Genomic DNA, 24,270 nt, shown 5'->3' on the forward strand with positions numbered 1-24,270 from the left:
TGGACGAGTGGAAGCGGCGCATTTAGGCCGCTTCCCAAGAGGCTAGCCTTTATCGGCAATTTTATTGCCAAAGTGCTCCCCCATTTGCACAGGGGATTCCGCTTCCAGGCTATCCAGCCAGCGCACTTGGTCAGCACCGAACAGCATGATCACCGTGGAACCCAGTTTAAAGCGCCCCATTTCTTCGCCTTTACGCAAATAGACCGGCGATTTTTCTTGGTAGTCCGTGGTGCGCACTGTACGAGTGTGCGGGGTCACCTGACCAGCCCATACGGTTTCTATTCCAGCGACGATCATGGCGCCGACCAAAATCATGGCCATGGGACCGGCGGCCGTATCGAACACGCATACCAGGCGTTCGTTACGGGCAAAGAGGCGCGGCACATTTTCTGCAGTGACGGTGTTGACCGAAAACAGCTGGCCCGGTACATAGGTCATGCTGCGCAGGGTACCGTCGACCGGCATATGCACCCGGTGATAATCCTTGGGTGACAGGTAAACCGTGGCGAAATGGCCGTCGTTAAACTGCGCCGCTAACTCGGGGTTGCCACCGACCAGCTCCAACAGGCTGTAATCGTGACCTTTGGCCTGGAACACGCGTCCGTTGTGGATTCCGCCCAGCTGGCTGATTGCGCCATCGGCAGGGCAGGCGAGGCTCTGTTCTCCGCTGACAACCGGTCGTACACCTTCCTTAAGCTCGCGGGTAAAAAAATCGTTGAACGTGCGGTAGGCAGTGCAGTCGGTTTCTTTGGCCTCCTGCATATCGACGCCATACTTATCGACAAACCAGCGGGTGAAAGGGTCTTTGATCGACTTGATCGGCGTATTCGCCAGCCAACCGGCTGCGCGGGATAGCGCATGCTGTGGGGTCAGGTATTGCAGTGTGGTAAAGAGTTTCGGGTTCATACAAGTACAACGTTTCTGCTAATGCTTACTGTTCAACGGGCGTACCGGGCAGATTGCCCCATTCGCTCCAGGAGCCGGGATAGGGGCGGATATCAAAGCCCAGGGATTTGCCCACTAACCAGGTAAAACCGGAACGGTGGTGGCTCTGGCAGTGGGTGACGATTTTGTGCTCACCATCAATGCCCAGTTTGGCCAGAATCTCCCGCGCATCGGTGCGGATACGCAGGTCGCGTTGTGGGTCCATCAGCTGGGTCCACTCGCAGTTAATGGCACCGGGAATATGGCCGCCCTTCATCGCCAATACTCTTTCACCACAATATTCCTGGGGGGAACGGGCATCCCAGATGAGGAAATCGGGGTTGCCCAATTGCTCCTGAATCTGCTGGGCATTCATGGCGGCATTGGTATCGATGGAGATTTCAATCTCACTTGGAGTGGCCCGTGACTCTTCAGTGGTCACTGGCAGGCCGGCACCGCGCCAGGCGTGCATACCGCCGTTCAGGTAGCTGTAGTTGCGGTGGCCAATACTCTCTAAGGTCCACAGGAAACGCCCGGCCCAGCCACCGCCCTCATCATCGCAGGCCACCACATGGGTTTCCGCATGCAAACCAATAGCGCGAAAGACACGAGTGAGCTGTTCCAAATCTGGCAGTTTACCCGGTGCCGGTGAAGTGCCGGCCATCAGTGCCTGAAAAGGCAGGTGCAGAGCGCCGGGAATATGGCCATTGAGGTAGTTTTGGCTGGAGCTGAGGTCGATAACCAGTAGTTCCTCGTGCTCCAGCTCGGCGGCGAGTTCTTCCGCCTCGATAATCAGGTTCAAAATTTGTTCTCCGATTCCAGGCTGTTGCGCAGGTGCAGAAAGCTGTTCATGCGGCGCTCACTGATGTCGCCATTGGCCAGTGCCTCGTGAATGGCACAGCCGGGCTCGCCCTGGTGGCGGCAGTCGCGAAAGCGGCAGTGGCCGATAAAAGGGCGAAACTCCACGAATCCCTCCAAAAGCGCGGCCTCCTCCATGTGCCAAAGGCCAAACTCACGGATGCCGGGGGAGTCTATCAGATCACCGCCACTGGGCAGGTGAAACAGTTCCGCCGCGGTGGTGGTGTGGGTGCCTTTGAGCGTCGCCTCGGATAGGGCGCCTGTACGCGCCCCGGCGCTGGGCAGCAGGGCGTTTACCAGAGATGATTTGCCCACGCCGGACTGCCCCACAAAAACGCTACTGCCTTTTGCTAGGGTTTGGAGCAGATGCGGCAGGCCCTCACCGGTTTTGGTGGAGAGGCGCAGCACCGGGTAGCCGAGATCGGGATAGGGCGCGAGTAGCGCCTCGAGCGCTTCGCGGTTGCCGTCGTCGATCAGGTCGATTTTGTTCAGCAGCAGGATCGGCGCTATGCCGGTGGTTTCAGCGGCGACCAGATAGCGGTCGATAGCATTGGCGAAGGGCTCCGGGTAGGGTGCAATAACGATGACGATACGATCGATATTGGCCGCGACAGTTTTCAGGTCTCCGTAGCGGTCCGGGCGCTGTAGTTCCGAGCTGCGCGGCAAACGCGCTCCCACAACCCCGTAGCCACCATCGCTGTCACTGGTGGCCGGGTGCCAGGCGACACGGTCACCTGTCACCAGGGTGTCTATATTGGCGCGAAGGTGGCAGCGCTGGCGCAAGGAGGCATCACTCTCACTCTCTACCAGAATTTGGGTGCCGTAATTGGCAATGACCAAACCGGTCTGCTCCTGACCCAGCTGGCCATCGTCGAGAACCTGCTCTGCGGACTCTTCGCGTTTGCGCGCTCGCGCCTCGCGCTCCTGCTGGATTTTGGTCACTCGCCACTGCTGGCGGCGGTTCAATTTGCGTTTACTCATGCACAGACACCTGGAGATTAGCGGCGGATTATAGCCATTGCCGGGTAGTTGCGGTAACTTGCGCGGAAAGTTTGAGGAGACCCGCTGTGGATCAGAACAACCTGATCTGGATTGATCTGGAAATGACCGGCCTCGATCCAGAAAAAGAGCGCATTATCGAGATTGCGACAGTCGTGACCGATTCCCGGCTCAATATCCTCGCTGAGGGCCCGGCCTTGGTGGTGCATCAGAGTAATGAGTTGCTCGATGCCATGGATGACTGGAACACCGAACAGCACGGTGGTTCGGGTCTGGTCGCAAAAGTGAAGGAATCGGTCATCTCTGAGCGGGAGGCGGAGCGGGAGACTCTGGAGTTTTTGCGCCATTGGGTACCCGAAGGGGCCTCGCCGATGTGCGGTAACTCTATCGGTCAGGACCGCCGTTTCCTAGTCAAATATATGCCGTACCTGGAAGCCTACTTTCACTATCGCAATCTGGATGTGAGCTCGGTAAAGGAATTGGCCAGGCGCTGGCGACCGGATGTATTGGATGGAGTGAAAAAGCACAGTAGCCATCTGGCCCTCGACGATATTCGCGATTCCATCGAAGAACTGCGCCACTATCGTGAGACCTTTTTTCGCCTCAGTTGAGGGCCCGATTACTCCTCTGCTGGTGAGGGGCTACTGGGTTGCACGCTTGATTTTACGCTTGCGTTTGCGTCCACTGCGCAGCCTCGCCAGGGCCCAGTCGATGTGCTCCTGCACCAGAGGTGTTGCCGTTTGCCGTGCCTGCTCCAGGGTTTCGAAAACCTCGGCGCCGGCCTCGCCGTTGCCGAGGCCTACTGCCAGATTGCGCTGCCAGCGCTCGTAGCCGATGCGGCGAATGGGCGAGCCCTCAGTCTTGCGCAGAAACTCTTCCTCGCTCCAATGAAACAGCGCTAGCAGATCGCCGCTATCGAGGCCATGGCGCGGGTGGAAATCCTGCTCAGCGGTAGGTTTGGCAAATTTATTCCAGGGACAGATTGTCTGACAGTCGTCGCAGCCGAATACGCGGTTTCCGATGGGCTCGCGGAACTCCTCTGGAATGGGCCCCTTGTTTTCGATGGTCAGGTAGGAAATACAGCGGCCCGCATCCAGGGTGCGCGGGCTGATAAAGGCATCGGTCGGGCAGACTTTGAGGCAGGCCACACAGTCGCCACACTCGTCGGCAAAATCACCCTTGTCCACCGGTAGAGCCAGGTTGGTGTAAATCTCACCGAGAAAAAAGAAGGAGCCGGCCCTGGAATTGATCAGCAGGCAGTTTTTGCCCACCCAGCCCAGGCCGGCCTTGCGCGCCAGGGCACGCTCCATTACCGGAGCGCTGTCGGTGAAGGCGCGCCCCTTGGATTCGATACCGCGCTCTGCACAGAAAGCGTCAATTTTCTTGGCCAGGGCGGCTAGGCGTTTACGGATCAACTTATGGTAATCGCGCCCATTGGCGTAGCGCGAGATATAGGCTTTGCTGGAATCTTTAAGTATTTTGATCGGCTGGGTGTCCGGTGGCAGGTAGTCGAGGCGCACGCTGATGGCGCGCAGGGTGCCTTCTTCCAGCAGCTCCGGCCGCCAGCGTTTTGCCCCGTGAGCCCCCATCCACTCCATGTCTGCGTGGTAGCCTTTATCGATCCAGGCGCGCAGGCGCTCGCCGTCCTCCTCCAGCTGGCAGTCGGTGATCCCGACCTGCTGAAAACCCAGTTCTCGCCCCCAGAGTTTGATCAGGTCAGCTAATTCGGCGAGCAGTGATTCGGTCATAGATAAAGCGGCTCGATATCCCATGCAAGCACATTGACTGGCCGGGGCGGTATACTTTGCCGTCAGCAAGTGATGGCGATGCAATCGTCCATTTTGCCACAGATGACATCTTCACCATATTGCGGGAGCCGCATGGATACGCCACAACCTTTGTACAGTGCCGAATCGGTACGGGAACTCGACCGACAAACCATCGCAGCACTGGGAATTCCCTCTATTCAGTTGATGAAGCGCGCCGCCCGTGCGGCCTTTGCGCACCTGCACAGGCGCTGGGGCGATATCGGTCGCATCCAGGTTTTTTGTGGTGGTGGCAATAATGGCGGCGACGGCTATGTAATCGCGGCCCTGGCTGCGCAGAAGAAAATCCCCGTCACGGTTTTTGCCTGTGTCGACCCAGTGCAGTTGAAGGGCGATGCGCGTGAGGCCCATGCGTACGCGTGCCGGGAAGGGGTACAGGTGCTGAACTCTCTCACCGAGCTGGACAGTGCGGATGGGGACACCCTGATCGTGGATGCGCTGCTGGGAACGGGATTTAGCGGTGAGCTGCGCCCGGATGTAGGTCATGCTATTGAACGAATTCGGAAAAGCCCCGGTCCCGTTTTCTCTGTGGATATTCCCTCGGGCTTGAATGCCGATAGTGGCTGCGCCGAGCTGGCGGTTCAGGCGGACATGACGGTGACTTTTATCGGGCGCAAGCTGGGGCTCTATTGTGGGCGCGGCCCGGCCCTTTGCGGTGAGGTGATTTTTGCAGATTTGGGTGCGCCGGTATCAGCTCAGCAGGCACTGCAGCCTCTGGTGCAGCGTTATTCGGCTACCAGTATTAAGCGCCTGTCAGCCCGTCCTGTGGACAGCTTCAAAAATCTATTCGGGCATATCCTGGTCGTGGGCGGCGATAACGGCTTTGGTGGCGCGGTGTTAATGGCTGCGCAATCTTCCGCGCGCTGTGGCGCCGGCTTGATATCTCTGGCAACCCGCCCTGAGCACCTCACCGCTGCTCTGACCCGCTGCCCGGAAGTAATGGCACACTCGGTGATTTCCGGTCAGGAGCTGGAACCGCTGCTCGAGGGACCGGATGTCATTGCGGTGGGCCCAGGCCTGGGGCGTTCCCCTTGGAGCGAGCAGTTGTTGGCTCGGGCCGGCCGCGCGCAGGTGCCGCTGGTGGTGGATGCCGATGCGCTGAATATCCTCGCCGGTGGGCGGGTGCTCGCAGGAGTAAAGCGTGATGACTGGGTACTGACCCCACATGTGGGCGAGGCAGCGCGCCTGCTTGGTTGCGACACAAAGGAAGTACTGGCCGACCCCCGCGCCGCAGCGGTGGCAGTTCAGCAGAAATTCAGTGGGGTGGTGATACTTAAAGGCGCGGGTACCCTGGTTGCCCACGATGGCGGTGTCGACCTGATTAACAGCGGCAATCCGGGTATGGCGTCCGGGGGTATGGGCGACCTGCTTACCGGGATAGTTGCGGCGCTGATCGGTCAGCACTTGCCACTGGTGGAAGCCGCGCGCCTAGCGGTTTGGCTGCACGGCGAAGCGGGGGATCGCGCCGCGGAAGAGGGGCTGCGCGGTTTGTTGGCTACCGATTTATTGCCCTGGATTCGACGATTGGTGGACTGATGGCGAGTGAACTGAAACTGTATTTAAGGGACGAAGAAGCGACGGTGGCCAGCGGTGAAGCGCTGGGTCGCGCCTGCCTGGCCAGTGGCCTGCAACGGGGCCTAACCCTCTACTTGAATGGCCAGCTGGGTGCCGGCAAGACTACGTTTTGTCGGGGTGTGTTAAGGGCTTTTGGGCACCAGGGTGCGGTGAAGAGTCCCACTTACACACTGGTGGAACCCTACGAGCTCGGTACGCAACGAGTTTATCATTTTGACCTCTACCGCCTAGGCGATGCCGAGGAATTGGAATTTATGGGGGTGCGGGATTATTTTGCCGCGCACAGCCTGAGCCTGGTGGAGTGGCCCGAGCGAGGCGTCGGCGTATTGCCAGAGCCAGATCTGCAGTTGGATTTGGGCGTCCCGGATAGCGGCCGCCAGCTTTTGCTGGAAGCGCACTCCAAACAGGGCAGTGCGGTGATCCACACGCTGGTAAAGATGTTGCAAAAGTAGCGGATAGACCTGGATTCAGGGAAGCGGGATAAAAAAGTGAAAGGGTTGGGAAGTGATGAGTAGGATGTGGTACTCGCTGGTGGCCTGGGGGTTCGGGCTGGCAATCATACTGCCCCTGAAGGCGGCGGAAGTGGAGGGGGTGCGCCTGTGGCGTGCACCAGACCACACGCGCTTGGTTTTTGACTTGAGTGGTCCGGCGGAGCACAAACTGTTTACCCTGAGCAGCCCGCACCGGGTTGTGGTGGATATTGCCGATACCAAGTTGCAAGCACAGCTGAGCGAACTGGACCTTAAGGATACGCCTATTGCCCAGGTGCGCCACGCCCGCCACAACAAGAAAGACCTGCGAGTGGTGCTCGACCTCAAACAGCAAATCAATCCACGCAGTTTCGCCCTGCGCCGCCACGAGCTGCTGCCGGACCGCCTTGTGCTCGACCTCTATGACAAGACTGAGAACAAGGAGAAAACCCTACAGGAGGTGAGCACCGAGCGGGATATCGTGATCGCTGTAAATGCTGGTCACGGCGGGGAAGACCCGGGGGCCCTGGGCCCCGGGGGACTGCGGGAGAAGGATGTCGTACTGGCGATTGCGCGCAAACTGCAAAGGGCGCTTGAGCGCGAGCGGGGCTTCAGCGCGAAGCTCGTGAGAACTGGCGATTACTTCATTCCCCTACGGCAGAGGGTAAAGAAAGGGCGCAAAATGCGTGCGGATCTGTATGTTTCGGTTCACGCCGATGCCTTTACGCGCAAGGAAGCTCGCGGGGCCGGTGTCTATGCGGTTTCCTCACGCGGCGCCACCAGTGAAACTGCGCGCTTTTTGGCTCAGCGGGAAAACGAGTCTGACCTGATCGGCGGTGTCGGAGATCTGAGCTTGGATGACAAGGACGACACCCTCGCCGGGGTACTTCTGGATCTATCGATGACCGCCACGATGAATGCCAGCCTGGATATTGGTGCCAGTGTATTAAGCTCGCTGGGGAGTTTTACCCACCTGCATAAAAAGAAAGTGGAGCAGGCTAACTTCTCGGAGCTGCGCAACCCGGATGTGCCCTCAATTCTGGTGGAGACTGGCTTTATCACCAACCCCTACGAATCCCGACGGTTGAGCGACCCCAAATTTCAGCAACGTATGGCAGAAAAACTCAGCGAAGGTATAGTGGCCTACTTCAGCAGCCGCCCCCCTGCGGGGACCTGGCTGGCGGCCAATCAGCACACCAAGTCGCGGCGCCATGTGATCGCCCGTGGTGAGACCCTGTCCGGGATCGCCGCGCGGTATAATATCTCCGTGGCAGCCTTGATGAGCGCCAACGGGATTAAAAACTCTGTCATTCGAGTGGGTCAGACCCTGAGCATCCCCTCGGGATAACCCTCAAGTTTTACTGCCTTCCAGGCCGGTCATATCAGCGTTAACAGGCCAGAATCATGCACGAACGTATCCAGCAATTATCGCCCCGTCTCGCCAACCAGATTGCCGCCGGTGAGGTGGTCGAACGGCCTGCCTCGGTTGTCAAGGAGTTGCTGGAAAACAGTCTCGATGCCGGTGCTACGCGCTTGGAAGTGGATATCGACAACGGCGGTATCAAGCGCATGAAGGTGCACGATAACGGCAAGGGAATCGAGCGCGAAGATCTGCCAATGGCCCTGGCACGCCATGCCACCTCAAAAATACACGCGCTGGAGGATCTGGAGGCGGTGGCTACTCTGGGATTTCGCGGCGAGGCGTTGGCCAGTATTTCCTCGGTGGCGCGCCTGTCTCTTACAAGTAGCCGCGATGAGAGTGGCAAGGGCTGGCAGGTGAGTGCCGAGGGCCGCGATATGCAGGCGCAGTTGGCCCCGGCTGCTCATCCCCGCGGCACCACCGTGGATGTGCGCGACCTCTTCTTTAACACGCCCGCAAGGCGCAAATTCCTGCGCACCGAAAAGACCGAATTTAACCGTATCGACGACACCATTAAACGCCTGGCACTGTCTAGATTCGATGTCTCCATCAGCCTGCGCCACAATGGCAAGGGGGTGCACAACCTGCGTGCGGGCAGCGGTCGTGTAGAGATGGAGCGCCGCGTGGCCCAGGTATGCGGTCCGGCGTTTATGCAAAATGCCCTGCATATTGATGTGGAGCGCAGCGGATTGCGTCTGTGGGGCTGGGTGGCTGAGCCGGCATTCTCGCGCTCCCAGGCCGACTTACAGTTTTTTTATGTCAATGGCCGTGCCATTCGCGACAAGGTCGTGAGCCACGCGGTGCGTCGCGCCTATGCCGATGTGCTGTATCACGGCCGCCACCCGGCGTTTGTTCTTTACCTGGAGCTGGACCCGGCGTCTGTGGATGTGAATGTGCACCCCACCAAGCACGAGGTGCGCTTCCGCGATGGCCGTCTGGTGCACGACTTCTTGTTTGGCAGTTTGCACCGTGCTCTGGCGGACGTGCGCCCAGGGCAGCGGGAAGAGGGCACCGCGGAGGTAGATACAGGAGAGGCTGAGACGGGAGAGCGGGCAAGTGGTATTCAGACGGGTGAGTTTGCCGGCCAACACAAAATGCCGCTCAGCAACCGCCCCTCCCCGGCGAACCTTCAGCAGCAGATGAATACTTACGGCGCTCTTCACCAGCCCTACCGTGAACCGGCGGGGATTGCCGAGCCCACCGGATCGCTGGTTGAGGCCCATGTTGCGGCTCCAGTTGCCCCTTCAATGCCCGCAGCCAGCGGGGAAGACATACCGCCGCTGGGTTTCGCTATGGCCCAACTACACGGTATTTATATCCTCGCGCAAAATGCGCTGGGCATGATTGTAGTGGACATGCACGCGGCCCATGAGCGCATTGTTTATGAACAGATGAAGGTGGCTCATGCCGCCGGTGGTATTCAGGCTCAGCCCCTTTTAGTGCCGGTAAGCCTGGCCGTGAGTCAGCGCGAAGCGGACTGTTTTGAAGAGCGCAGCGAGGTGTTTACTGCGCTCGGCTTTGTGCTGCAGCGCGCGGGGCCGGAAACCCTACTGGTGCGCCAGGTGCCCACTATGTTGCACGGCGCTCAGGTGGAGCAGCTGGTGCGCGATGTGCTGTCGGACCTGCTCGGACAGGGTGATAGTGAGCGTATCGGTGAGCGTATCAACGAAGTGCTCGGCACCATGGCCTGTCACGGTTCAGTCCGAGCCAACCGCCGCCTGACGGTGCCGGAAATGAATGCGCTGCTGCGGGATATGGAGCGCACCGAACGCAGCGGCCAGTGCAATCACGGCCGCCCGACCTGGACCCAGGTTAAACTGGCGGATATGGATAAGTGGTTTATGCGCGGCCAGTAACCGCGTCGTGGAAGTAGGTGGTGATTTGAGCGAGAGCACGCCGGGCGGCAAACCCCGCGCAATTTTTCTGATGGGCCCCACGGCATCGGGTAAAACAGATTTGGCCATGGCGCTGGCGGATCGTCTGCCGGTGGAGTTGATCAGCGTAGATTCGGCTCTGGTCTACCGCGGCCTCGATCTGGGATCGGCCAAACCGAGTGCGCAGGAGTTGGCCCGTTATCCTCACCGGCTGATCGATATTTGCGACCCCAGTGAGTCTTATTCCGCCGGTCGTTTTCGCAAAGAGGCCCTGGCGGCTATGGACGAAATCAGCGCAAACGGTAAGATCCCTTTACTGGTTGGCGGAACTATGTTGTATTTCCGTTCTCTCCTGGAGGGAATGGCAAAATTGCCAGCGGCCGATGCACAGCTACGCGCCGATATCGAGGCGCGTGCCGAGCGCGAGGGCTGGCCCGCCCTGCACGCGGAGCTGTCACGGGTGGATCCGGAGTTGGCGGCGGAGCTGCATCCCAATCACTCGGTGCGTATCGAGCGGGGGCTGGAGGTCTACCGGCTGACTGGTGTGCCTCTGTCGCAGTTGCGGCGCGAGCAGGCTGGGGGCGGGGTGCAGGAACGCTATCAGCTAAATCAGTTTGCGATAATGCCCCAGGATAGATCACTGCTGCACCAGCGTATTGAGCTGCGTTTCCAGCGTATGCTCGAGGCCGGGTTTGTACAGGAGGTACGCGGTTTGTACGAACGTGGAGACCTGCATGAAGACCTGCCGGCGATTCGCGCGGTGGGCTATCGTCAAGTCTGGCAGTACCTGGATGGGCGCTGTCACTATGATGAGATGGTTGCCGCGGGCATTGCCGCGACACGACAGCTGGCCAAGCGTCAGCTGACGTGGTTGCGGCGCTGGCCAGAGCTGGAAATTTTGTACACTCAGGACAGTGCGGGCGGGGTGCGGGAGAATGACGAAATATTGGCGGAAGCCTTGAAATTTCTCGCTTGAGCATCCATAACGTGGTTGGGCTAAAAAACGACAAGCTCAGTCAGTCAGTTTACATAGGGTCGGCCTTTCCCGGCTCGCTACTACACTACTTATACGCGTATTCGACCTCAGTCGTTCTTTGATCCGCGCACTTCGCGGATACGATTGCGGCCTGCATACCGCATTCAGCTTTTTGACAAGGAGAAAAAAGATGTCAAAAGGGCATAGCTTACAAGACCCTTACCTCAATGTACTGCGCAAAGAGCGTATCCCTGTTTCTATTTATTTGGTAAACGGCATCAAGCTCCAAGGGCAAATTGAATCTTTCGACCAATTTGTGGTGTTACTCAAAAATACCGTCAGTCAAATGGTTTATAAGCACGCTATTTCCACTGTTGTTCCTTCTCGCGCTGTGCGTGTTCCGCTGCTGAATCCGGCCGCGCAACCGGGTGGCGAAGGCAATGGCGAAGGTGGTGAGCGCGAATCTTTCAGCTGATTGAGTCGCGCTAACGAGACTCGCGCCCCAATTCCGGGGCGCTAGCAGCCGAGTGAACCCGATCCGGGTTTTCGGCTGCCACTTCAATCTGGGAGCCGGGTGGGCGCCCGTTTCCTCATATAGAGATTTCCCATTGTTTTTCGATCGACCGGAATCCGGTGAACTGGCGGTGCTGGTACACCTAGAGCTCTCCGCTATTGACAGCCCCGACGACCCTCGCGAATTCGAGGAACTGGCCCTCTCTGCTGGAGCAGACCCGGTCAGTTTTATCTTTGGACAGCGCGCTAGTCCGGACCCGAAAACTTTTGTTGGGCGGGGTAAACTGGAAGAGATTCGCCAGGTAGTCACGGAGCAGGGCGCGGAGCTTGTGATATTCGATCACATCCTCTCCCCCAGCCAGGAGCGCAATATAGAGCGCGAATTGGAGTGCCGGGTGCTCGATCGCACCGGCCTGATCCTGGATATTTTTGCCCAGCGCGCGCGCACCCATGAGGGCAAGTTGCAGGTGGAACTGGCGCAGTTGCGCCATATGGCCACCAGACTCGTGCGTGGCTGGACCCACTTGGAGCGCCAGAAAGGTGGTATCGGTCTGCGCGGACCGGGTGAAACCCAGCTGGAAACCGACCGCCGCCTTTTGCGCGCGCGTATCGATTCTATCGAGAAGCGCCTGGAAAAAGTCCGTCGTCAGCGGGAGCAGGGCCGGCGCGCACGTTCCCGCGCGCAAGTGGCCACGGTTTCCCTGGTGGGCTACACCAATGCGGGCAAGTCGACTCTGTTTAATCGGCTCACCGATGCCGATGTTTATGTGCGCGATCAATTATTCGCAACACTGGATCCGACCATGCGTAGGGTTGAATTACCCAATGTCGGCGCCATGATTCTTGCAGACACGGTGGGTTTTGTTTCACACCTACCGCATAAACTGGTGGAGGCCTTTCGTGCAACTCTTGAAGAGGCGGCCCAGGCCACCCTGCTATTGCACGTCGTGGATGCCGCCGCGGAGAACCGCCTGCACCTGATGGAAGAAGTGCAGACTGTACTCGAGGAGATCGGTGCGTCGGACCTGCCGCAACTGCTGGTGTACAACAAAATTGATCTGCTCGCCGATTGCGAGCCCCGTATCGATCGCGATGAGGAGGGTGTACCGCGTGCGGTATGGCTATCCGCTGTGACCGGTGTGGGCTGTGATCTGTTGGTGGAGGCGATCGCCGAGCGCCTGGGCGAGCAGATGGTATCTGGACGATTGGTGGTGAAGCCGCAACAGTCGCGCCTACGCGCCCAGCTCTACCAGATTAATGCTGTGCAGAGCGAGCACTACCGGGATAATGGAGACTGTGCATTGCAGTTGCTGTTACCGCGCAGTGATTTCCAGCGTTTGCTCGCCCCATTTTTAAGCGATGATGAGGCGCCTGAATGGCAGCCGGAAGAGGAAACCAGCGGAGATATCGAGTGGTGGGAATCCTAGTCTAATCCGCTTGTGGACACGATTTCATACAGCCCGAGGGGCTGTGATTGCGACAAACTTGCCTCCAGCAGAAGTCTGGCGGCAATATTTACCGGCGGGGAGTGCTAGAATCCGCCGGAGTTAAAGCTTAAATGATCAGAGTTGGAGTAATGTAAATGGCCTGGAATGAACCGGGTGGTAATAACGGCAAAGACCCTTGGGGCGGTGGCGGTGGCAACCGCAATAACGATGGTCCGCCGGACCTCGACGAGCTGTTTCGCAAAATTCAGCAGAAACTTGGTGGGTTGTTTGGCGGTAGCCCCAGCACGGGGACCGGCAACTTTCCCTGGATGCTGGTGATTGTTGTTGCGGTTTTAATATATGCGGGGCTGGGAATTTACCAGGTCAACGCGAACGAACAGGCGGTGGTGCTGCGCCTGGGCAAATACCACTCTACAGAGTCCGCCGGCCTACACTGGAACCCACCGCTGATCGACAGTGTCACCAAGGTCAACATGACCGAGGTGCGTACCGAGCGCACCACCGGGCAGATGCTGACCGAAGACGCGAACATTGTTGAAGTGGTATTGACCGTGCAGTGGCAGGTGGGTGATGCAGAGTCCTATGTGCTGCGTGTTCGCGATCCGGTGAAGAGTCTGCAGGAAGCTACCGATAGTGCCCTGCGCCACGTAGTCGGTTCCCTGACCCTCAACGGTGTTATTTCCCAGAATCGTACCCAGGTATCCACCGATACCCAGAAACGCCTGCAGGAGTATCTGGACCTTTATCAGACCGGTATCCTCGTCGACGTGGTCAACTTGACCGACGCCAAGGCGCCCCGTGAAGTTCAGGATGCCTTTGATGATGTGACCAAGGCCCGCGAGGACGAGGTCCGCCTGCAAAATGAAGCCCAGGCCTACGCCAACCAGGTAATTCCGGTGGCTCGCGGTCAGGCTCAGCGCATTATCGAAGAGGCTGAAGGCTACAAGGCCCAGGTTGTCGAGAGTGCTCGCGGTGAGGCGGTGCGTTTCGAAAAGCTGCTGGCCGAATATGAGCGTGCGCCCGAAGTGACCCGAGAGCGTCTCTATCTGGATGCGATGCAGCAAGTCATGACCAGCACTTCCAAAGTCATGGTGGATGTCGAGGGTGGCAATAACATGATGTACCTGCCGCTCGACAAGTTGACGCAAGAGGGCACTACCCAATCAGGCCAGCGTAAAGACACCTCCCCGGTCGTGATTGAGGAGGTCTACCAGCGGATCGTCGAGCGCCTGCGCCAGGATGCTGCCAGCAACCGCCGCAGCCAGACTGTTCGCTAGGAGGTGATAGAATGAACAACAAAACTCTGGGAATTATTGTCGTACTACTGCTAGGTATCCTGCTGGTTACCTCCAGTGCCTTTGTCGTCAAGGAGACGGAAAAGGGCGTACTGCTGCGCTTTGGTGAGCTGGTGCGCACCTATACCGAGCCCGGACTCCACTTCAAGATCCCCTTCGCCGAGAGGCTGCGCAAGTTTGATGCGCGTATCCAGACAGTGGATTCTAGTCCGGTGCGTATGCTCAACAGCGAAAACAAGTTCATGATGGTGGATTCGTACGCTAAGTACCGTATCTCCGACGTGAGCAAGTTTTATATTGCTACCCGTGGCGATGAGCGCAATGCGGTACGTCTGTTGTCCGAACAGATTAACGATCGCCTGCGTAACCAGTTTGGTGTGCGCGATCTACACGAAGTGGTCAGTGGTGAGCGCGATGAGCTGATGGCAGAAATCACCAAGAACCTGAACCAGATTGCGCAGAAGAATCTGGGTGTGGAAGTGATCGACGTGCGCGTGAAGCGTATCGACCTGCCGCCGGAAGTTTCTGAATCGGTGTTCCAGCGTATGCGCGCCGGTCGTGAGCTGGAAGCGCGAGATCACCGCGCCAAAGGTCAGGAGGCCAGTGAGCGTATCAAGGCCAACGCCGATCGTCAGAGAGTAGTGATTGAGTCTGAAGCCTACCGCCAGTCGGAAGAATTGCGCGGTGCTGGTGATGCAACGGCCGCGGCTATTTATGCCTCAGCCTACAACAAGAACCCCGAGTTCTATCGCTTTACCCGCAGCCTGCAGGCCTATAAAGAGTCTTTCCAGAGCAAATCCGATATGTTGCTGGTGGACCCGGATAGTGAATTTTTCCGCTATCTGAAGGATCCCAAAGGGCAATAAACCAGCCAGCAGGGCAAATGGCAGCGGATTATCGGTAGTCTCCCGCTGTTTGCCCGAGGTCGAGGCTGTCCTTGCGACAGCCCTACCTTCCTGCCGGCAGTTGGTGCTAAAATCACGCAAACCGGGCCTCGCCCGGTTTTTTTGTGGAAGCTGATGCACCCCGTTAACTCTGAAAAGTTCGTTTCACCATGACTCAAGCCGATCGTTGGATGCTGCCGGATGGCATCGCGGAGATTTTGCCCGCGGGTGCCATCCAGGTCGAAACTTTGCGCCGCCGACTGCTGGACCTCTACCATTGCTGGGGGTACGAGTTAGTGATACCGCCTATGTTGGAATTCACCGAGTCCCTACTGGTTGGTATGGGGCATGATCTCGATTTGAGTACTTTTAAAGTCACCGATCAGATTTCTGGGCGCACTTTGGGCATTCGCGCCGATATTACTCCGCAAACTGCGCGTATTGATGCGCATAGTTTCCCACGCGCAGGAGCCAATCGCCTGTGCTATGCAGGCCAAGTTCTCCACACCCGACCGCGGACCGCCATGGGCTCACGCGCGCCGATACAGATAGGCGCGGAACTGTTTGGTGTGGACAGCCTCAGTGGGGATATCGAAGTTATGTCCCTGATGCTGGAGAGCCTCCAGGCTGCCGGGATAGAGAACATTTATCTGGATCTCGGCCACGTGGCTATCTACCGCAGCCTCGCAGAGACGGCCGGCCTGAGCGAAACCGAGCGGGAAGCGCTGTCCGCCCTGTTGCAGAGCAAGGCAAGTGCCGATGTGCACAGTTGGGTGGAGCAAAATATTAATGACCCCCAGGTGGCATCCTGGTTGCTGGCTTTGCCCGGCCTCGCCGGTGGACTCGACTGCCTGGAACGAGCGCGAGTGTTGCTGTCAGAGGCACCGCAACCGCTACTGAGTGCGCTGTCGGATTTGCAGCGGGTAGCCGAGGCCCTGGGGCAGCGCTATCCGGCCGTGAAGTTCTTTTTTGATTTGAGTGAAGTGCGTGGTTACGACTACGAAACCGGACTGGTTTTTGCCGCTTACACTCCAGGCCACGGCCAAGCGCTTGCCAATGGTGGCCGCTACAACGGTATTGGTGCGGTATTTGGTCGGGACCGCCCAGCAACGGGCTTTAGTAGTGATCTGGTGGCACTCAATACCCTCGGTAGCGGTATGGCAGCCACTGCTGGAGCCATACTCGCTCCAGAGGTGAGTGGCCCGCAAGGGGCCGAGCTTTGGCGCAAAGTTGACGAGCTGCGCAAGCGGGGAGAGGTGGTGATCGCCACGCTTTCCGATAGCGCGGAAAGCGATCTCCACTCGCGCTGTGATCGCGAGCTGGTGTTGGAAGGCGATTCCTGGGTGGTCAAGCCCCGGGACTGAACAGAGGCGGGTGCAGCGGATGTGCCGATTATGCGCCTATATTGATGCGGTGAACTCCGCAAGATCCTTTGATGTAGGGGCCTCCGGGCTTCTCGCAGAACGAAACCTGAGTTAGAGATTGATACAGATGGGCAAGAACGTAGTAGTACTGGGTACCCAGTGGGGCGATGAAGGCAAGGGCAAGATTGTCGACTTGCTGACCGAACAGGTCTCTCTGGTGGTGCGCTTCCAGGGCGGACACAATGCCGGCCACACCCTGGTGATCGATGGTGAGAAAACCGTACTGCACCTGATTCCCTCCGGTATCCTGCGCCCCAGCGTAACCTGTTTGATTGGCAATGGCGTGGTACTGTCTCCGGAAGCATTGCTCAAGGAAATGGCGGAACTGGAAGAGCGCGGCGTACCTGTGCGCGAGCGTTTGCGTCTTTCCCCAGCTTGTCCGTTGATTCTGCCGGTGCACGTAGCACTGGACCAAGCCCGTGAGAAGGCGCGCGGCGCCAAGGCGATTGGCACCACTGGCCGCGGCATCGGCCCCGCCTATGAAGATAAAGTTGCCCGCCGCGGCTTGCGTCTGGGCGATCTGTGCAACTGGGAGAACTTCTGTAGTCAGCTCAAGGAACTGATTGACTACCACAACTTTGCCCTGACCCAATACTACAAAGTCGATCCAGTCAGCTACGAGGACACCCTGGAGCAAGCTCAAATTTGGCGTGAGCAGCTGCTGCCAATGATGACCGATGTGGCCGATCATTTGCACAAGACCCGAGAGCAGGGCGAGCATATTCTGTTCGAGGGCGCCCAGGGCTCCCTGCTGGATATCGATCACGGTACCTACCCGTTTGTCACGTCCTCTAACACCACCGCTGGTGGCACTGCCACGGGCTCCGGTTTTGGCCCTCTGTATCTGGACTATGTGTTGGGTATTACCAAGGCCTATACCACTCGCGTTGGTAGTGGTCCTTTTCCCACTGAGCTCGACTGCGAAGTAGGCCGTCACCTGGGCGAGAAAGGGCACGAATTCGGTGCCACCACCGGTCGCCAGCGCCGTACTGGCTGGTTCGATGCAGTCGCTGTGCGCCACGCGATTCGTATCAACAGTATCTCGGGTTTGTGCCTGACCAAGCTGGATGTGCTCGATGGCCTCGAGGAAGTGAAGATCTGTGTGGGCTACCGCAATAGTGCGGGAGAAGAAATGCCGGTGCCATTCGATGCCGCTGGTTGGGAAAATGTCGAGCCCGTATACGAGACCATGCCGGGTTGGAGCGACAACACTTTTGGTGTGCGTCGCGAGGCGGACCTACCTGCTAATGCCAAGGCCTATATCGCCCGTATTGAGGAGTTGGTGAGCGCGCCGGTAGATATCGTTTCTACTGGTCCCGATCGCAATGAGACTATTGTCCGCGCCTCCTCGGCATTGTGTGAAATGGGAATTCACAACGCGAGTGAATAAGTGGTAATGGAGCGGTTGTGAATAGCCGGTCTGATCCTGGCCTTGCTATTTTTAGTGAGGCCTCTGATCATTAGACTTGATACAAATTATCGGTCGAGTGGCTTTTGAGGCCGTTCAGAACCAAAATTTAATCGGGCCAATTTATGACCGCATCCGTTTCCGTTGCCAACCGCTATAGCTTTGCTGAAGAGATCGCCAATAGCATAACCCACGGTATCGGAGCTGTACTGGCTATTGCCGGCCTCGGTGTTCTTATTGGTTTTGCCGTACTGCGTGGGGATGCCTGGCATATCGTCAGCTCTAGTGTCTATGCCTCCACGCTGATTCTCTGTTTCCTCGCCTCGACCCTGTATCACGCGGTCAGCCACATCGGTGCCAAAGAAATTCTGCGGACCCTCGATCACACCTCGATATTCCTCCTGATTGCCGGGACTTACACGCCCTTTACCCTGGTTACCCTGCGCGGGCCCTGGGGTTGGTGGCTGTTTGGGATTATCTGGGGGTTGGCGCTACTCGGATTGGTTATCCAATTCACCCCTCTGAAAAAGATTCGCGCGCTTTCAATAACGCTCAGTGCCCTGATGGGCTGGGTTGTTATCGCTGCGATTAAGCCGCTTGCGAATAGTCTTGAAACCGGTGGTCTGTGGCTGCTGGTCCTGGGCGGACTCTGTTACACCGGGGGTATCGCTTTCTACTTATGGCGCAGTCTGCGCTTCCATCATGCGATCTGGCACTTGTTTGTGCTGGCCGGCGGCATACTGCACTTCTTTGCCGTGCTCTTTTACGTGATTCCCTGATTTTGTGGCCTTGATCACAAGATCAACTTAGCGTCAGAACTTCCCTTCGGCTCCGATGTCCTCATTAATGACTGATCGGGTGGGTGTCACCCTTGGAAAATCCGCCTTTCAGAAGAGAGTGGCTCGTCCTAACCTTGTGCGAGCGAAATGTCGTGTCAAAGGTACTCCCATGCGCAGATTGCACAGGTTCCCCACGCTATTGTATTTCCTCACCCTCTGCCTAACCCTGTTTACACTGGGGGCTCAGGCTGCCGATAAGCCGGACCCGGCGTTCGAAAAGTGGGTGCAGGAGTTCCGCAAAACCGCCATTAAGAATGGAATTTCGCCGAAGGTCTACGACCAAGCATTCCAGGGGGTTACCTCCCCGGACCAATGGGTGTTGGATCGGGCCAGTTATCAGCCGGAATTCAAGGCGCCAGTCTGGCAGTATTTTGATAACCGGGTGCAAAAACGCGCCATCCTGCGGGGCCAGCAGGAAAAGGAAAAGATGGGATCCTGGCTGGATAAGATCGAGAAGCGCTTTGGTGTGGACCCGAATATCCTGTTGGCGATCTGGTCGGTAGAATCGAGCTTCGGTGGCATTCTCGGTAACGAGAAAGTGATGCGCAGCGTAGTTCGCTCCCTGGCGACTCTGGCCTACGCAGATCCGCAGCGTAAGAAATTTGGACGACAGCAGCTGCTTGCGGCCCTGAAAATACTGCAGGCCGGTGACGTTGAAGGGCAGCACCTGCTAGGCTCCTGGGCCGGTGCCATGGGACACACTCAGTTTATCCCCACTAGCTACCAAGCCTACGCTGTGGATATTGATGGCGATGGCAAGCGTGATATTTGGAACTCTGTGCCCGATGCCCTGGCCACCGCGGCTAATCTTTTGTCCAGCAATGGATGGCAGAAGGGCAAGCCCTGGGGCTATGAAGTCTCCATCCCCGCGCGCAAAATGCCCGGAGGCAAATTGACCGTTGCGGAGTGGGAAAAGCTTGGAGTCAAACGGGCCAACGGCAAGCCGTACCCGAACAAAAAAGCCATAGCCGAGCTTAAGTTGCCAGATGGGCGTAACGGTCCGGCCTTCCTGGTGTTTAAGAACTTCTTTGTTCTCAAGCGTTACAACAACTCAGATCGCTACGCTACCGCAATAGGCCTTCTTGCCGATCGGATTGCTGGGGGCCCGCCTCTGGTAAAGGACTGGAATCGCCCCTTTACTCCCCTCGAGAGCGGTCAGGTCGAGCAGCTGCAAAAACTACTGAAGCAAAAGGGTTTTTACAGCGGCGAAATCGATGGCAAGGCCGGACCGGGTACCCGCAAGGCCATCCGGGCATTCGAAAAGCGCGCCGGTGTAGAGGTTCAGGGCTTCCCCAGCAAGGAAGTGTTGGAGTTACTCCAGCAGCAGTAGAGGCCCTTAAAAATTTTCATCTGGGAGCAGGCTATCCTGTAATAACTCGAGGTTATCCACCACCTCCTGCGATTCTTGGAAATAGGCGATGTGATACATCGCCTCACCCTCTTGTACTAAGGGGATGTTCTGCTTGCCGATAATGATACCCTCGCCGTTACTGCGCACCTGGTCGAGTTCATTGCCGTAGGGGTCGGCTATGGTAGCGAGTAGGTCGCCCTTATAGACCTGATCGCCCAACGCTTTTAGGTGGGTAGCAATACCACTGTCCCCGGCGCGCAGCCAGCCACTTCTACGGGCGATAAACGGTTCTATCGGGTTGCGCCTGCGCCTCGCGGGCAGCATACCCAGATGCCGCAGAACGTTGGTGACCCCTTTAAGACCTGCGCGTATACACAGTTCGTCGAAGCGCAGGGCCTCGCCAGCCTCATATAGCAAGACACGCACCCCCCGATCCGCAGCCGCCTGTCGCAGGGAGCCATCGCGGATCGAGGCGTTGAGCAGGACCGGCACGCCGAAAGCTTTGGCCATTTCGCGGGTAGTGTCATCGTCGAGGTTGGCGCGCACTTGCGGCAGGTTACTGCGATGTGCGGCTCCCGTGTGTAGGTCGATACCATAGTCGCATTTGGCCACTATCTCCCGCAGGAATACATGGGCCATACGCGCTGCCATGGAGCCCTTGGCGGAACCGGGAAAACTGCGGTTTAGGTCGCGGCGGTCGGGCAGGTAACGGGTGTGCTGGAGCACGCCGTAGACATTGACCATGGGTACGGCGATGAGAGTGCCGCGCAAAGACTTAAGGCTTCGGCTTTGGATCAGGCGGCTGATCACCTCAATGCCGTTTAACTCATCTCCGTGCACGGCCGCGCATACAAATATTGTGGGGCCCTCGCGTTTACCGCGCTGCACATAGACGGGAATAGCCATCTCCGTGTTGGTGTAGAGGCTCACCACTGGCAGGTCGATGTGCCGGGATTCTCCCTTGGCCACCGTGATACCGCCGATTTCAAAGTCCAGGCCTTCTTGCATGATTGTTCTACGCAATTACTCGATTCATAGAAAGGGGGGGGGCGCAGGCCCTGATGGGCCGCGATTTGGGCTTCCGCGAGGAGGTCAGAGCATGGCCAGAGGCACATCGGATGTGCTGTGGGAGAAAATTCCCGAGCCATTCAGCCAGATATGCAGGGCCGGATTCCAATATCCTGAGGGGGTGTACCAGAGACCGGTCTCGATATCGGCAATCAAATTAATGCCTCGCCAGGGGCCCGGAGTCTGTCCGAACCCCCTGCCGGCACTGTCTTCGGCATCACTTCCCTGCGACCACTGCACAGTGCCCTGCGCATCAAAGATGGCCAGTGGCTTACCCGTAGGGTCTGCGTGGTAATGTTCAAAGCGGCCGGAACTCCAGTGGCACAAGATGGACCCGCTCAGTGGGTGGGTGATCCAGTGACCGATACCCCGTGATTTACCATCGACGTGATGGGCCTCTGCCCAGATACCCAGGCCGCTCCAGCTGGTGGTGACTCGGCGCTGGCGTGTTGATTTGCGGTGAGTACAAGTTTTGCTCAGACGGCGCCCGAAAGGATCATAGCGGAAATAAGTCTTGAAATCGCTACATTCTGCCGTGCTCATCAGTCCCCAGCCATCATATTGATATTGGTAATCTCTGCGGCCCGGAATTTGTTGCTCACTGATTACGTTGCCGCGCTTATCTCTTTCGATTTGCGCCTGGGTAAACCCGCTGGAGCGTGCGGGGGCAGTGAGTTGTAATGGGGGGTGCTTGTCGAACTGCCAGGCGAGAGCGAGGCCGCTCTCTAGAGCGCTGGGGCGCCCAAACTGGTGTTTGTAAGTGCTGCGTACATTGCCCTGTACATGAATGGCGCTTTTTTCATTGAACTCGGTGCGCAGTACCGGCTCGCCATTGGCATCTATGCCATACAGTGCCCCGCAGGGCGTGAGAGTATAGGCTAGATCAAGGTTGTCGGAACTCGCGCTTTTTAGCCAGCCGCGCGAGTCGTACTGGTATCTCAGACTGAAATCGCGCACGTCGCTGCTGTCGTGGTTCTCAGCGATAATCCGGCTGCGCCGGTCGTATTTAAAGCGCACTGAGGAGTGTAAATTGTTAGCCTGTATCAGGCGTTCGTGTGCATCGTAGTGAAACTCACTAATCTGGCCGTTGTTATTGCGTATGCTGGTAATACAGCCACTGCCGTTGTAGTGAAAATACCAGCGGCAGTCGTTATCGTTATATTCGCTGAGGCGGCCATCAATATGGTAATTCCAGCTGAGGAGCTGATTGTCAGGCGTCTGCTGGCTTACCAGCTGGCCTAACCCATCGTATTGCCAGCGGTAATCCCCGCTGGATGTTTGCAGGTGGGTTAGCTGACCCTGGGTATCGGTGTGCAGGGCCCATTGGTTGCCATCGGCAAAATGAATCTGGCAAATACGCCCACTATTATCGTACTCCCATTGCAGGCTCTGGCTATTGCTGGCATGGATGGCGTGGGGCTGTCCGCGCTCAGTGTAATCTATCCCGTATTGGTAGGTGCCGATATGAGATTCGCGCAGCTCGCCCGTGGGACCGTAACGCCATACGCGCCAGGATTCCCCATTTACAATCAGCGCAGTCAGACGCTGCCAATGGTCGTACTCAAAATTCCACTGTTGCTCTCCTCTGCGCACGGTTTGTAGCTGGCCCTGGCCGTCCCAGCTGAAGTTCACGCTTCCCCCCTCGGGATCGGTGATCTGCGTGAGTAGGCCGCGCTCACTGTAGTGGAATTTCCACTCTTGTTGTTCCGGATCAATAATTGCCAGCGGCCGCCCCCTATCATTGAAATGGTAGCGCCAGGTTTGCTGTGTATTGAGCAGAACAGCTAGAGGATAGCCGTCTTCTCCATAGAGGTAGCGGTTACTATTCTTCCCCCGGGTGGTGCGCCGCAGGCGTCCGAACTCATCGTAGCGCAGGTAAGTGCGTTGCCCATCCTCGCTGATGTGCTGACACATATTGCCATAGAAATCGTACAGCCAACTTTGTTTACACGGACCCTTTCGCTCGCCGGTAAGCTGTCCAAATTGGTTAAAGTGCAGCTGCTGAGGGTCGCGATCGGTAGTTTCCACCTGGCAATTTCCCAGGGTGTTTTGCCAACTTAATAGGGTTTCTGAATCGCCTTGTATAAGCCTGTGGCAGTGCCCCTGGTGGTCGTACTCAAACTGGAAATCGCCGTTTGCTCCGCTGTGTGCCCGCACAAGGGATAAGTCGTGATAGCTATAGTGCTCCAGGCCGCGGTTACTGTTAGCCTCTATAAGTACCCCCCCCTGGAACTCATAAGCGCACAGCTGGCGTTGGTCGTCGGGAGCGTGGTTGTTAACCAATTTTCCAATACGGCCACCTCGGGTTTCAAAATCCAGTACCCGTCCCCAGGAGCTGACAATTTTTTTGGGTAGTCCCTCGCTGAAATCGATTGTTAGCGCATTGCCGAATTGATCGCGGATCTCGGTGAGTGGCAGGGCGCTGTTGACACCGTCGGCACGAAAAATTTTATGCGGTTCGTTGAGAGCGGATAGCCGGTAACTGTGCAGACTCTGCCGAAATAGGAGCAGTCGCTCGAAGCGGTTGTAGCAGCCGTGCCCTATGGCGGGTAATTGGAACTGCACCCGGCGGCCTTCAGCGGTGTGTAGTTCTACCTTGTTATCCTGCACCATGAGCTGTTCGCTCAGCGAATGGCGCCAGCCCGCACCTATTCCGCAGTCCTCGCTAATTGTTGAGCGATAGAAGCGTTTCCACTCAAACGGTAATGGGCCGGGAATGGTGAGATCTACTTGTTCAAAGCTCAGTTCACCAGTCGCTGTGGTCACTCGATCTTTAATCCGGTGACAGTGTGTAAGAGGTGGAATATAGGAGCCCTGCGGATTGACACCCGCGGTATTAACAAAGAGGACTGGGCCTTCGCCGATGCCTGGCAAGAGTTGAACCTCAGGCGCGCAGGCAATGGTAAAGGCATTGACATCGATGGCCGGTGGCTCGGGCCATAAGGCCTGGGCGCTCTCGCTTGGGAGCTGGGCTTCGGGTAGCTCTCGAATTGCCTCCAGCCAACGGCAGGCCGCCGCTGGACTTCCTTGAGGGAAGGAGGTGGTAGGAGGGCTGAGAACTTTGAGCAGGTTGGGGACCAGCTGGGTAAGACGTTCCGGTGTCATTCTTCAGCTTCCG

20 protein-coding genes are annotated in these 24,270 nt (G+C 57.6%); 14 read left to right on the plus strand and 6 right to left on the minus strand.

All coding sequences use genetic code 11. The features are described 5' to 3' along the window. Positions 1-42: 42 nt before the first annotated feature. Genes asd through rsgA form a run of 3 tightly spaced genes read right to left on the minus strand, consistent with a single transcriptional unit; the run spans position 43 to position 2,763 of the window. Positions 43-906, minus strand: a complete 864-nt coding sequence (gene asd / locus ACCI51_RS03540) for an archaetidylserine decarboxylase (protein WP_371842622.1) — start codon at positions 904-906, stop codon at positions 43-45. Positions 907-931: 25 nt separating this feature from the next. After that, positions 932-1,726 carry a sulfurtransferase gene (locus tag ACCI51_RS03545; protein WP_299580676.1) on the minus strand — a complete coding sequence of 265 codons (795 nt, stop codon included), beginning with the start codon at positions 1,724-1,726 and terminating at the stop codon, positions 932-934. Then, complete coding sequence (gene rsgA / locus ACCI51_RS03550) at positions 1,723-2,763, minus strand: small ribosomal subunit biogenesis GTPase RsgA (protein ID WP_371842623.1); 1,041 nt, start codon at positions 2,761-2,763, stop codon at positions 1,723-1,725. Before rsgA ends, ACCI51_RS03545 begins: the two co-directional genes overlap by 4 nt. An 86-nt stretch (positions 2,764-2,849) precedes the next feature. Between rsgA and orn the strand changes: the two genes are divergently transcribed. Beyond that, positions 2,850-3,392 carry an oligoribonuclease gene (gene orn / locus ACCI51_RS03555; RefSeq protein WP_299580681.1) on the plus strand — a complete coding sequence of 181 codons (543 nt, stop codon included), beginning with the start codon at positions 2,850-2,852 and terminating at the stop codon, positions 3,390-3,392. A gap of 30 nt (positions 3,393-3,422) precedes the next feature. Here orn and queG read toward each other — a convergent pair whose 3' ends face one another. After that, the gene (gene queG / locus ACCI51_RS03560) at positions 3,423-4,529 is read right to left on the minus strand and encodes a tRNA epoxyqueuosine(34) reductase QueG (RefSeq protein WP_371842624.1); all 1,107 of its coding nucleotides are present in this window, start codon (positions 4,527-4,529) and stop codon (positions 3,423-3,425) included. Positions 4,530-4,661: 132 nt separating this feature from the next. On the opposite strand from queG, the gene ACCI51_RS03565 reads away from it, so the two are divergent. The 13 genes from ACCI51_RS03565 to ACCI51_RS03625 all read left to right on the plus strand — a co-directional run bounded on the left by ACCI51_RS03565 (position 4,662) and on the right by ACCI51_RS03625 (position 20,063). Next, positions 4,662-6,143: an NAD(P)H-hydrate dehydratase gene (locus tag ACCI51_RS03565; protein ID WP_371842626.1), complete on the plus strand. Its 1,482-nt coding sequence runs from the start codon at positions 4,662-4,664 to the stop codon at positions 6,141-6,143. Beyond that, on the plus strand, positions 6,143-6,634 hold the full coding sequence (gene tsaE, locus ACCI51_RS03570) for a tRNA (adenosine(37)-N6)-threonylcarbamoyltransferase complex ATPase subunit type 1 TsaE (protein ID WP_299580690.1): 492 nt from the start codon (positions 6,143-6,145) through the stop codon (positions 6,632-6,634). Before ACCI51_RS03565 ends, tsaE begins: the two co-directional genes overlap by 1 nt. Positions 6,635-6,689: 55 nt before the next feature. Beyond that, positions 6,690-8,000, plus strand: coding sequence for an N-acetylmuramoyl-L-alanine amidase (locus ACCI51_RS03575; RefSeq protein WP_371842627.1), 1,311 nt, complete (start codon positions 6,690-6,692; stop codon positions 7,998-8,000). 56 nt (positions 8,001-8,056) lie between these two features. After that, positions 8,057-9,928 (plus strand): DNA mismatch repair endonuclease MutL, encoded by a 1,872-nt coding sequence (mutL, locus tag ACCI51_RS03580; RefSeq protein WP_371842628.1) that lies wholly within the window; start codon positions 8,057-8,059, stop codon positions 9,926-9,928. Between the two features lie 70 nt (positions 9,929-9,998). After that, complete coding sequence (gene miaA / locus ACCI51_RS03585) at positions 9,999-10,922, plus strand: tRNA (adenosine(37)-N6)-dimethylallyltransferase MiaA (RefSeq protein ID WP_371842651.1); 924 nt, start codon at positions 9,999-10,001, stop codon at positions 10,920-10,922. 190 nt (positions 10,923-11,112) lie between these two features. Then, positions 11,113-11,397 carry an RNA chaperone Hfq gene (hfq, locus tag ACCI51_RS03590; protein WP_299580699.1) on the plus strand — a complete coding sequence of 95 codons (285 nt, stop codon included), beginning with the start codon at positions 11,113-11,115 and terminating at the stop codon, positions 11,395-11,397. Between the two features lie 133 nt (positions 11,398-11,530). Then, positions 11,531-12,862 carry a ribosome rescue GTPase HflX gene (hflX, locus tag ACCI51_RS03595; RefSeq protein ID WP_371842629.1) on the plus strand — a complete coding sequence of 444 codons (1,332 nt, stop codon included), beginning with the start codon at positions 11,531-11,533 and terminating at the stop codon, positions 12,860-12,862. Positions 12,863-13,017: 155 nt separating this feature from the next. Then, a complete protein-coding gene (gene hflK / locus ACCI51_RS03600; RefSeq protein ID WP_299580706.1) occupies positions 13,018-14,160 on the plus strand; it encodes an FtsH protease activity modulator HflK in 1,143 nt (380 codons plus the stop codon). A gap of 11 nt (positions 14,161-14,171) precedes the next feature. Continuing rightward, positions 14,172-15,044 (plus strand): protease modulator HflC, encoded by an 873-nt coding sequence (gene hflC, locus ACCI51_RS03605; protein ID WP_299580709.1) that lies wholly within the window; start codon positions 14,172-14,174, stop codon positions 15,042-15,044. A 188-nt stretch (positions 15,045-15,232) separates the two neighbouring features. Then, positions 15,233-16,426 carry an ATP phosphoribosyltransferase regulatory subunit gene (locus ACCI51_RS03610; RefSeq protein ID WP_299580712.1) on the plus strand — a complete coding sequence of 398 codons (1,194 nt, stop codon included), beginning with the start codon at positions 15,233-15,235 and terminating at the stop codon, positions 16,424-16,426. 127 nt (positions 16,427-16,553) lie between these two features. Then, a complete protein-coding gene (locus ACCI51_RS03615) occupies positions 16,554-17,876 on the plus strand; it encodes an adenylosuccinate synthase (RefSeq protein WP_371842630.1) in 1,323 nt (440 codons plus the stop codon). Between the two features lie 143 nt (positions 17,877-18,019). Then, on the plus strand, positions 18,020-18,673 hold the full coding sequence (trhA, locus tag ACCI51_RS03620) for a PAQR family membrane homeostasis protein TrhA (RefSeq protein WP_299580718.1): 654 nt from the start codon (positions 18,020-18,022) through the stop codon (positions 18,671-18,673). A 169-nt stretch (positions 18,674-18,842) separates the two neighbouring features. After that, positions 18,843-20,063, plus strand: a complete 1,221-nt coding sequence (locus tag ACCI51_RS03625; protein ID WP_371842631.1) for a lytic murein transglycosylase — start codon at positions 18,843-18,845, stop codon at positions 20,061-20,063. A 6-nt stretch (positions 20,064-20,069) separates the two neighbouring features. Here the strand turns inward: ACCI51_RS03625 and ACCI51_RS03630 are convergent, their stop codons facing one another. Further along, on the minus strand, positions 20,070-21,092 hold the full coding sequence (locus tag ACCI51_RS03630) for a succinylglutamate desuccinylase/aspartoacylase family protein (RefSeq protein ID WP_299580724.1): 1,023 nt from the start codon (positions 21,090-21,092) through the stop codon (positions 20,070-20,072). A gap of 84 nt (positions 21,093-21,176) precedes the next feature. Next, positions 21,177-24,257: a DUF6531 domain-containing protein gene (locus ACCI51_RS03635; RefSeq protein ID WP_371842632.1), complete on the minus strand. Its 3,081-nt coding sequence runs from the start codon at positions 24,255-24,257 to the stop codon at positions 21,177-21,179. Positions 24,258-24,270 lie beyond the last annotated feature (13 nt).

The organism is Microbulbifer echini (assembly GCF_041447225.1).
Classification (GTDB): domain Bacteria; phylum Pseudomonadota; class Gammaproteobacteria; order Pseudomonadales; family Cellvibrionaceae; genus Microbulbifer; species Microbulbifer echini.

Coding starts and splice junctions, on each gene's coding strand:
- asd (WP_371842622.1), bottom strand. CDS start 906: ATGAACCCGAAACTCTTTACCACACTGCAATACCTGACCCCACAGCAT.
- rsgA (WP_371842623.1), bottom strand. CDS start 2,763: ATGAGTAAACGCAAATTGAACCGCCGCCAGCAGTGGCGAGTGACCAAA.
- queG (WP_371842624.1), bottom strand. CDS start 4,529: ATGACCGAATCACTGCTCGCCGAATTAGCTGACCTGATCAAACTCTGG.
- ACCI51_RS03565 (WP_371842626.1), top strand. CDS start 4,662: ATGGATACGCCACAACCTTTGTACAGTGCCGAATCGGTACGGGAACTC.
- tsaE (WP_299580690.1), top strand. CDS start 6,143: ATGGCGAGTGAACTGAAACTGTATTTAAGGGACGAAGAAGCGACGGTG.
- ACCI51_RS03575 (WP_371842627.1), top strand. CDS start 6,690: ATGAGTAGGATGTGGTACTCGCTGGTGGCCTGGGGGTTCGGGCTGGCA.
- mutL (WP_371842628.1), top strand. CDS start 8,057: ATGCACGAACGTATCCAGCAATTATCGCCCCGTCTCGCCAACCAGATT.
- miaA (WP_371842651.1), top strand. CDS start 9,999: ATGGGCCCCACGGCATCGGGTAAAACAGATTTGGCCATGGCGCTGGCG.
- hfq (WP_299580699.1), top strand. CDS start 11,113: ATGTCAAAAGGGCATAGCTTACAAGACCCTTACCTCAATGTACTGCGC.
- hflK (WP_299580706.1), top strand. CDS start 13,018: ATGGCCTGGAATGAACCGGGTGGTAATAACGGCAAAGACCCTTGGGGC.
- hflC (WP_299580709.1), top strand. CDS start 14,172: ATGAACAACAAAACTCTGGGAATTATTGTCGTACTACTGCTAGGTATC.
- ACCI51_RS03610 (WP_299580712.1), top strand. CDS start 15,233: ATGACTCAAGCCGATCGTTGGATGCTGCCGGATGGCATCGCGGAGATT.
- ACCI51_RS03615 (WP_371842630.1), top strand. CDS start 16,554: ATGGGCAAGAACGTAGTAGTACTGGGTACCCAGTGGGGCGATGAAGGC.
- trhA (WP_299580718.1), top strand. CDS start 18,020: ATGACCGCATCCGTTTCCGTTGCCAACCGCTATAGCTTTGCTGAAGAG.
- ACCI51_RS03625 (WP_371842631.1), top strand. CDS start 18,843: ATGCGCAGATTGCACAGGTTCCCCACGCTATTGTATTTCCTCACCCTC.
- ACCI51_RS03630 (WP_299580724.1), bottom strand. CDS start 21,092: ATGCAAGAAGGCCTGGACTTTGAAATCGGCGGTATCACGGTGGCCAAG.
- ACCI51_RS03635 (WP_371842632.1), bottom strand. CDS start 24,257: ATGACACCGGAACGTCTTACCCAGCTGGTCCCCAACCTGCTCAAAGTT.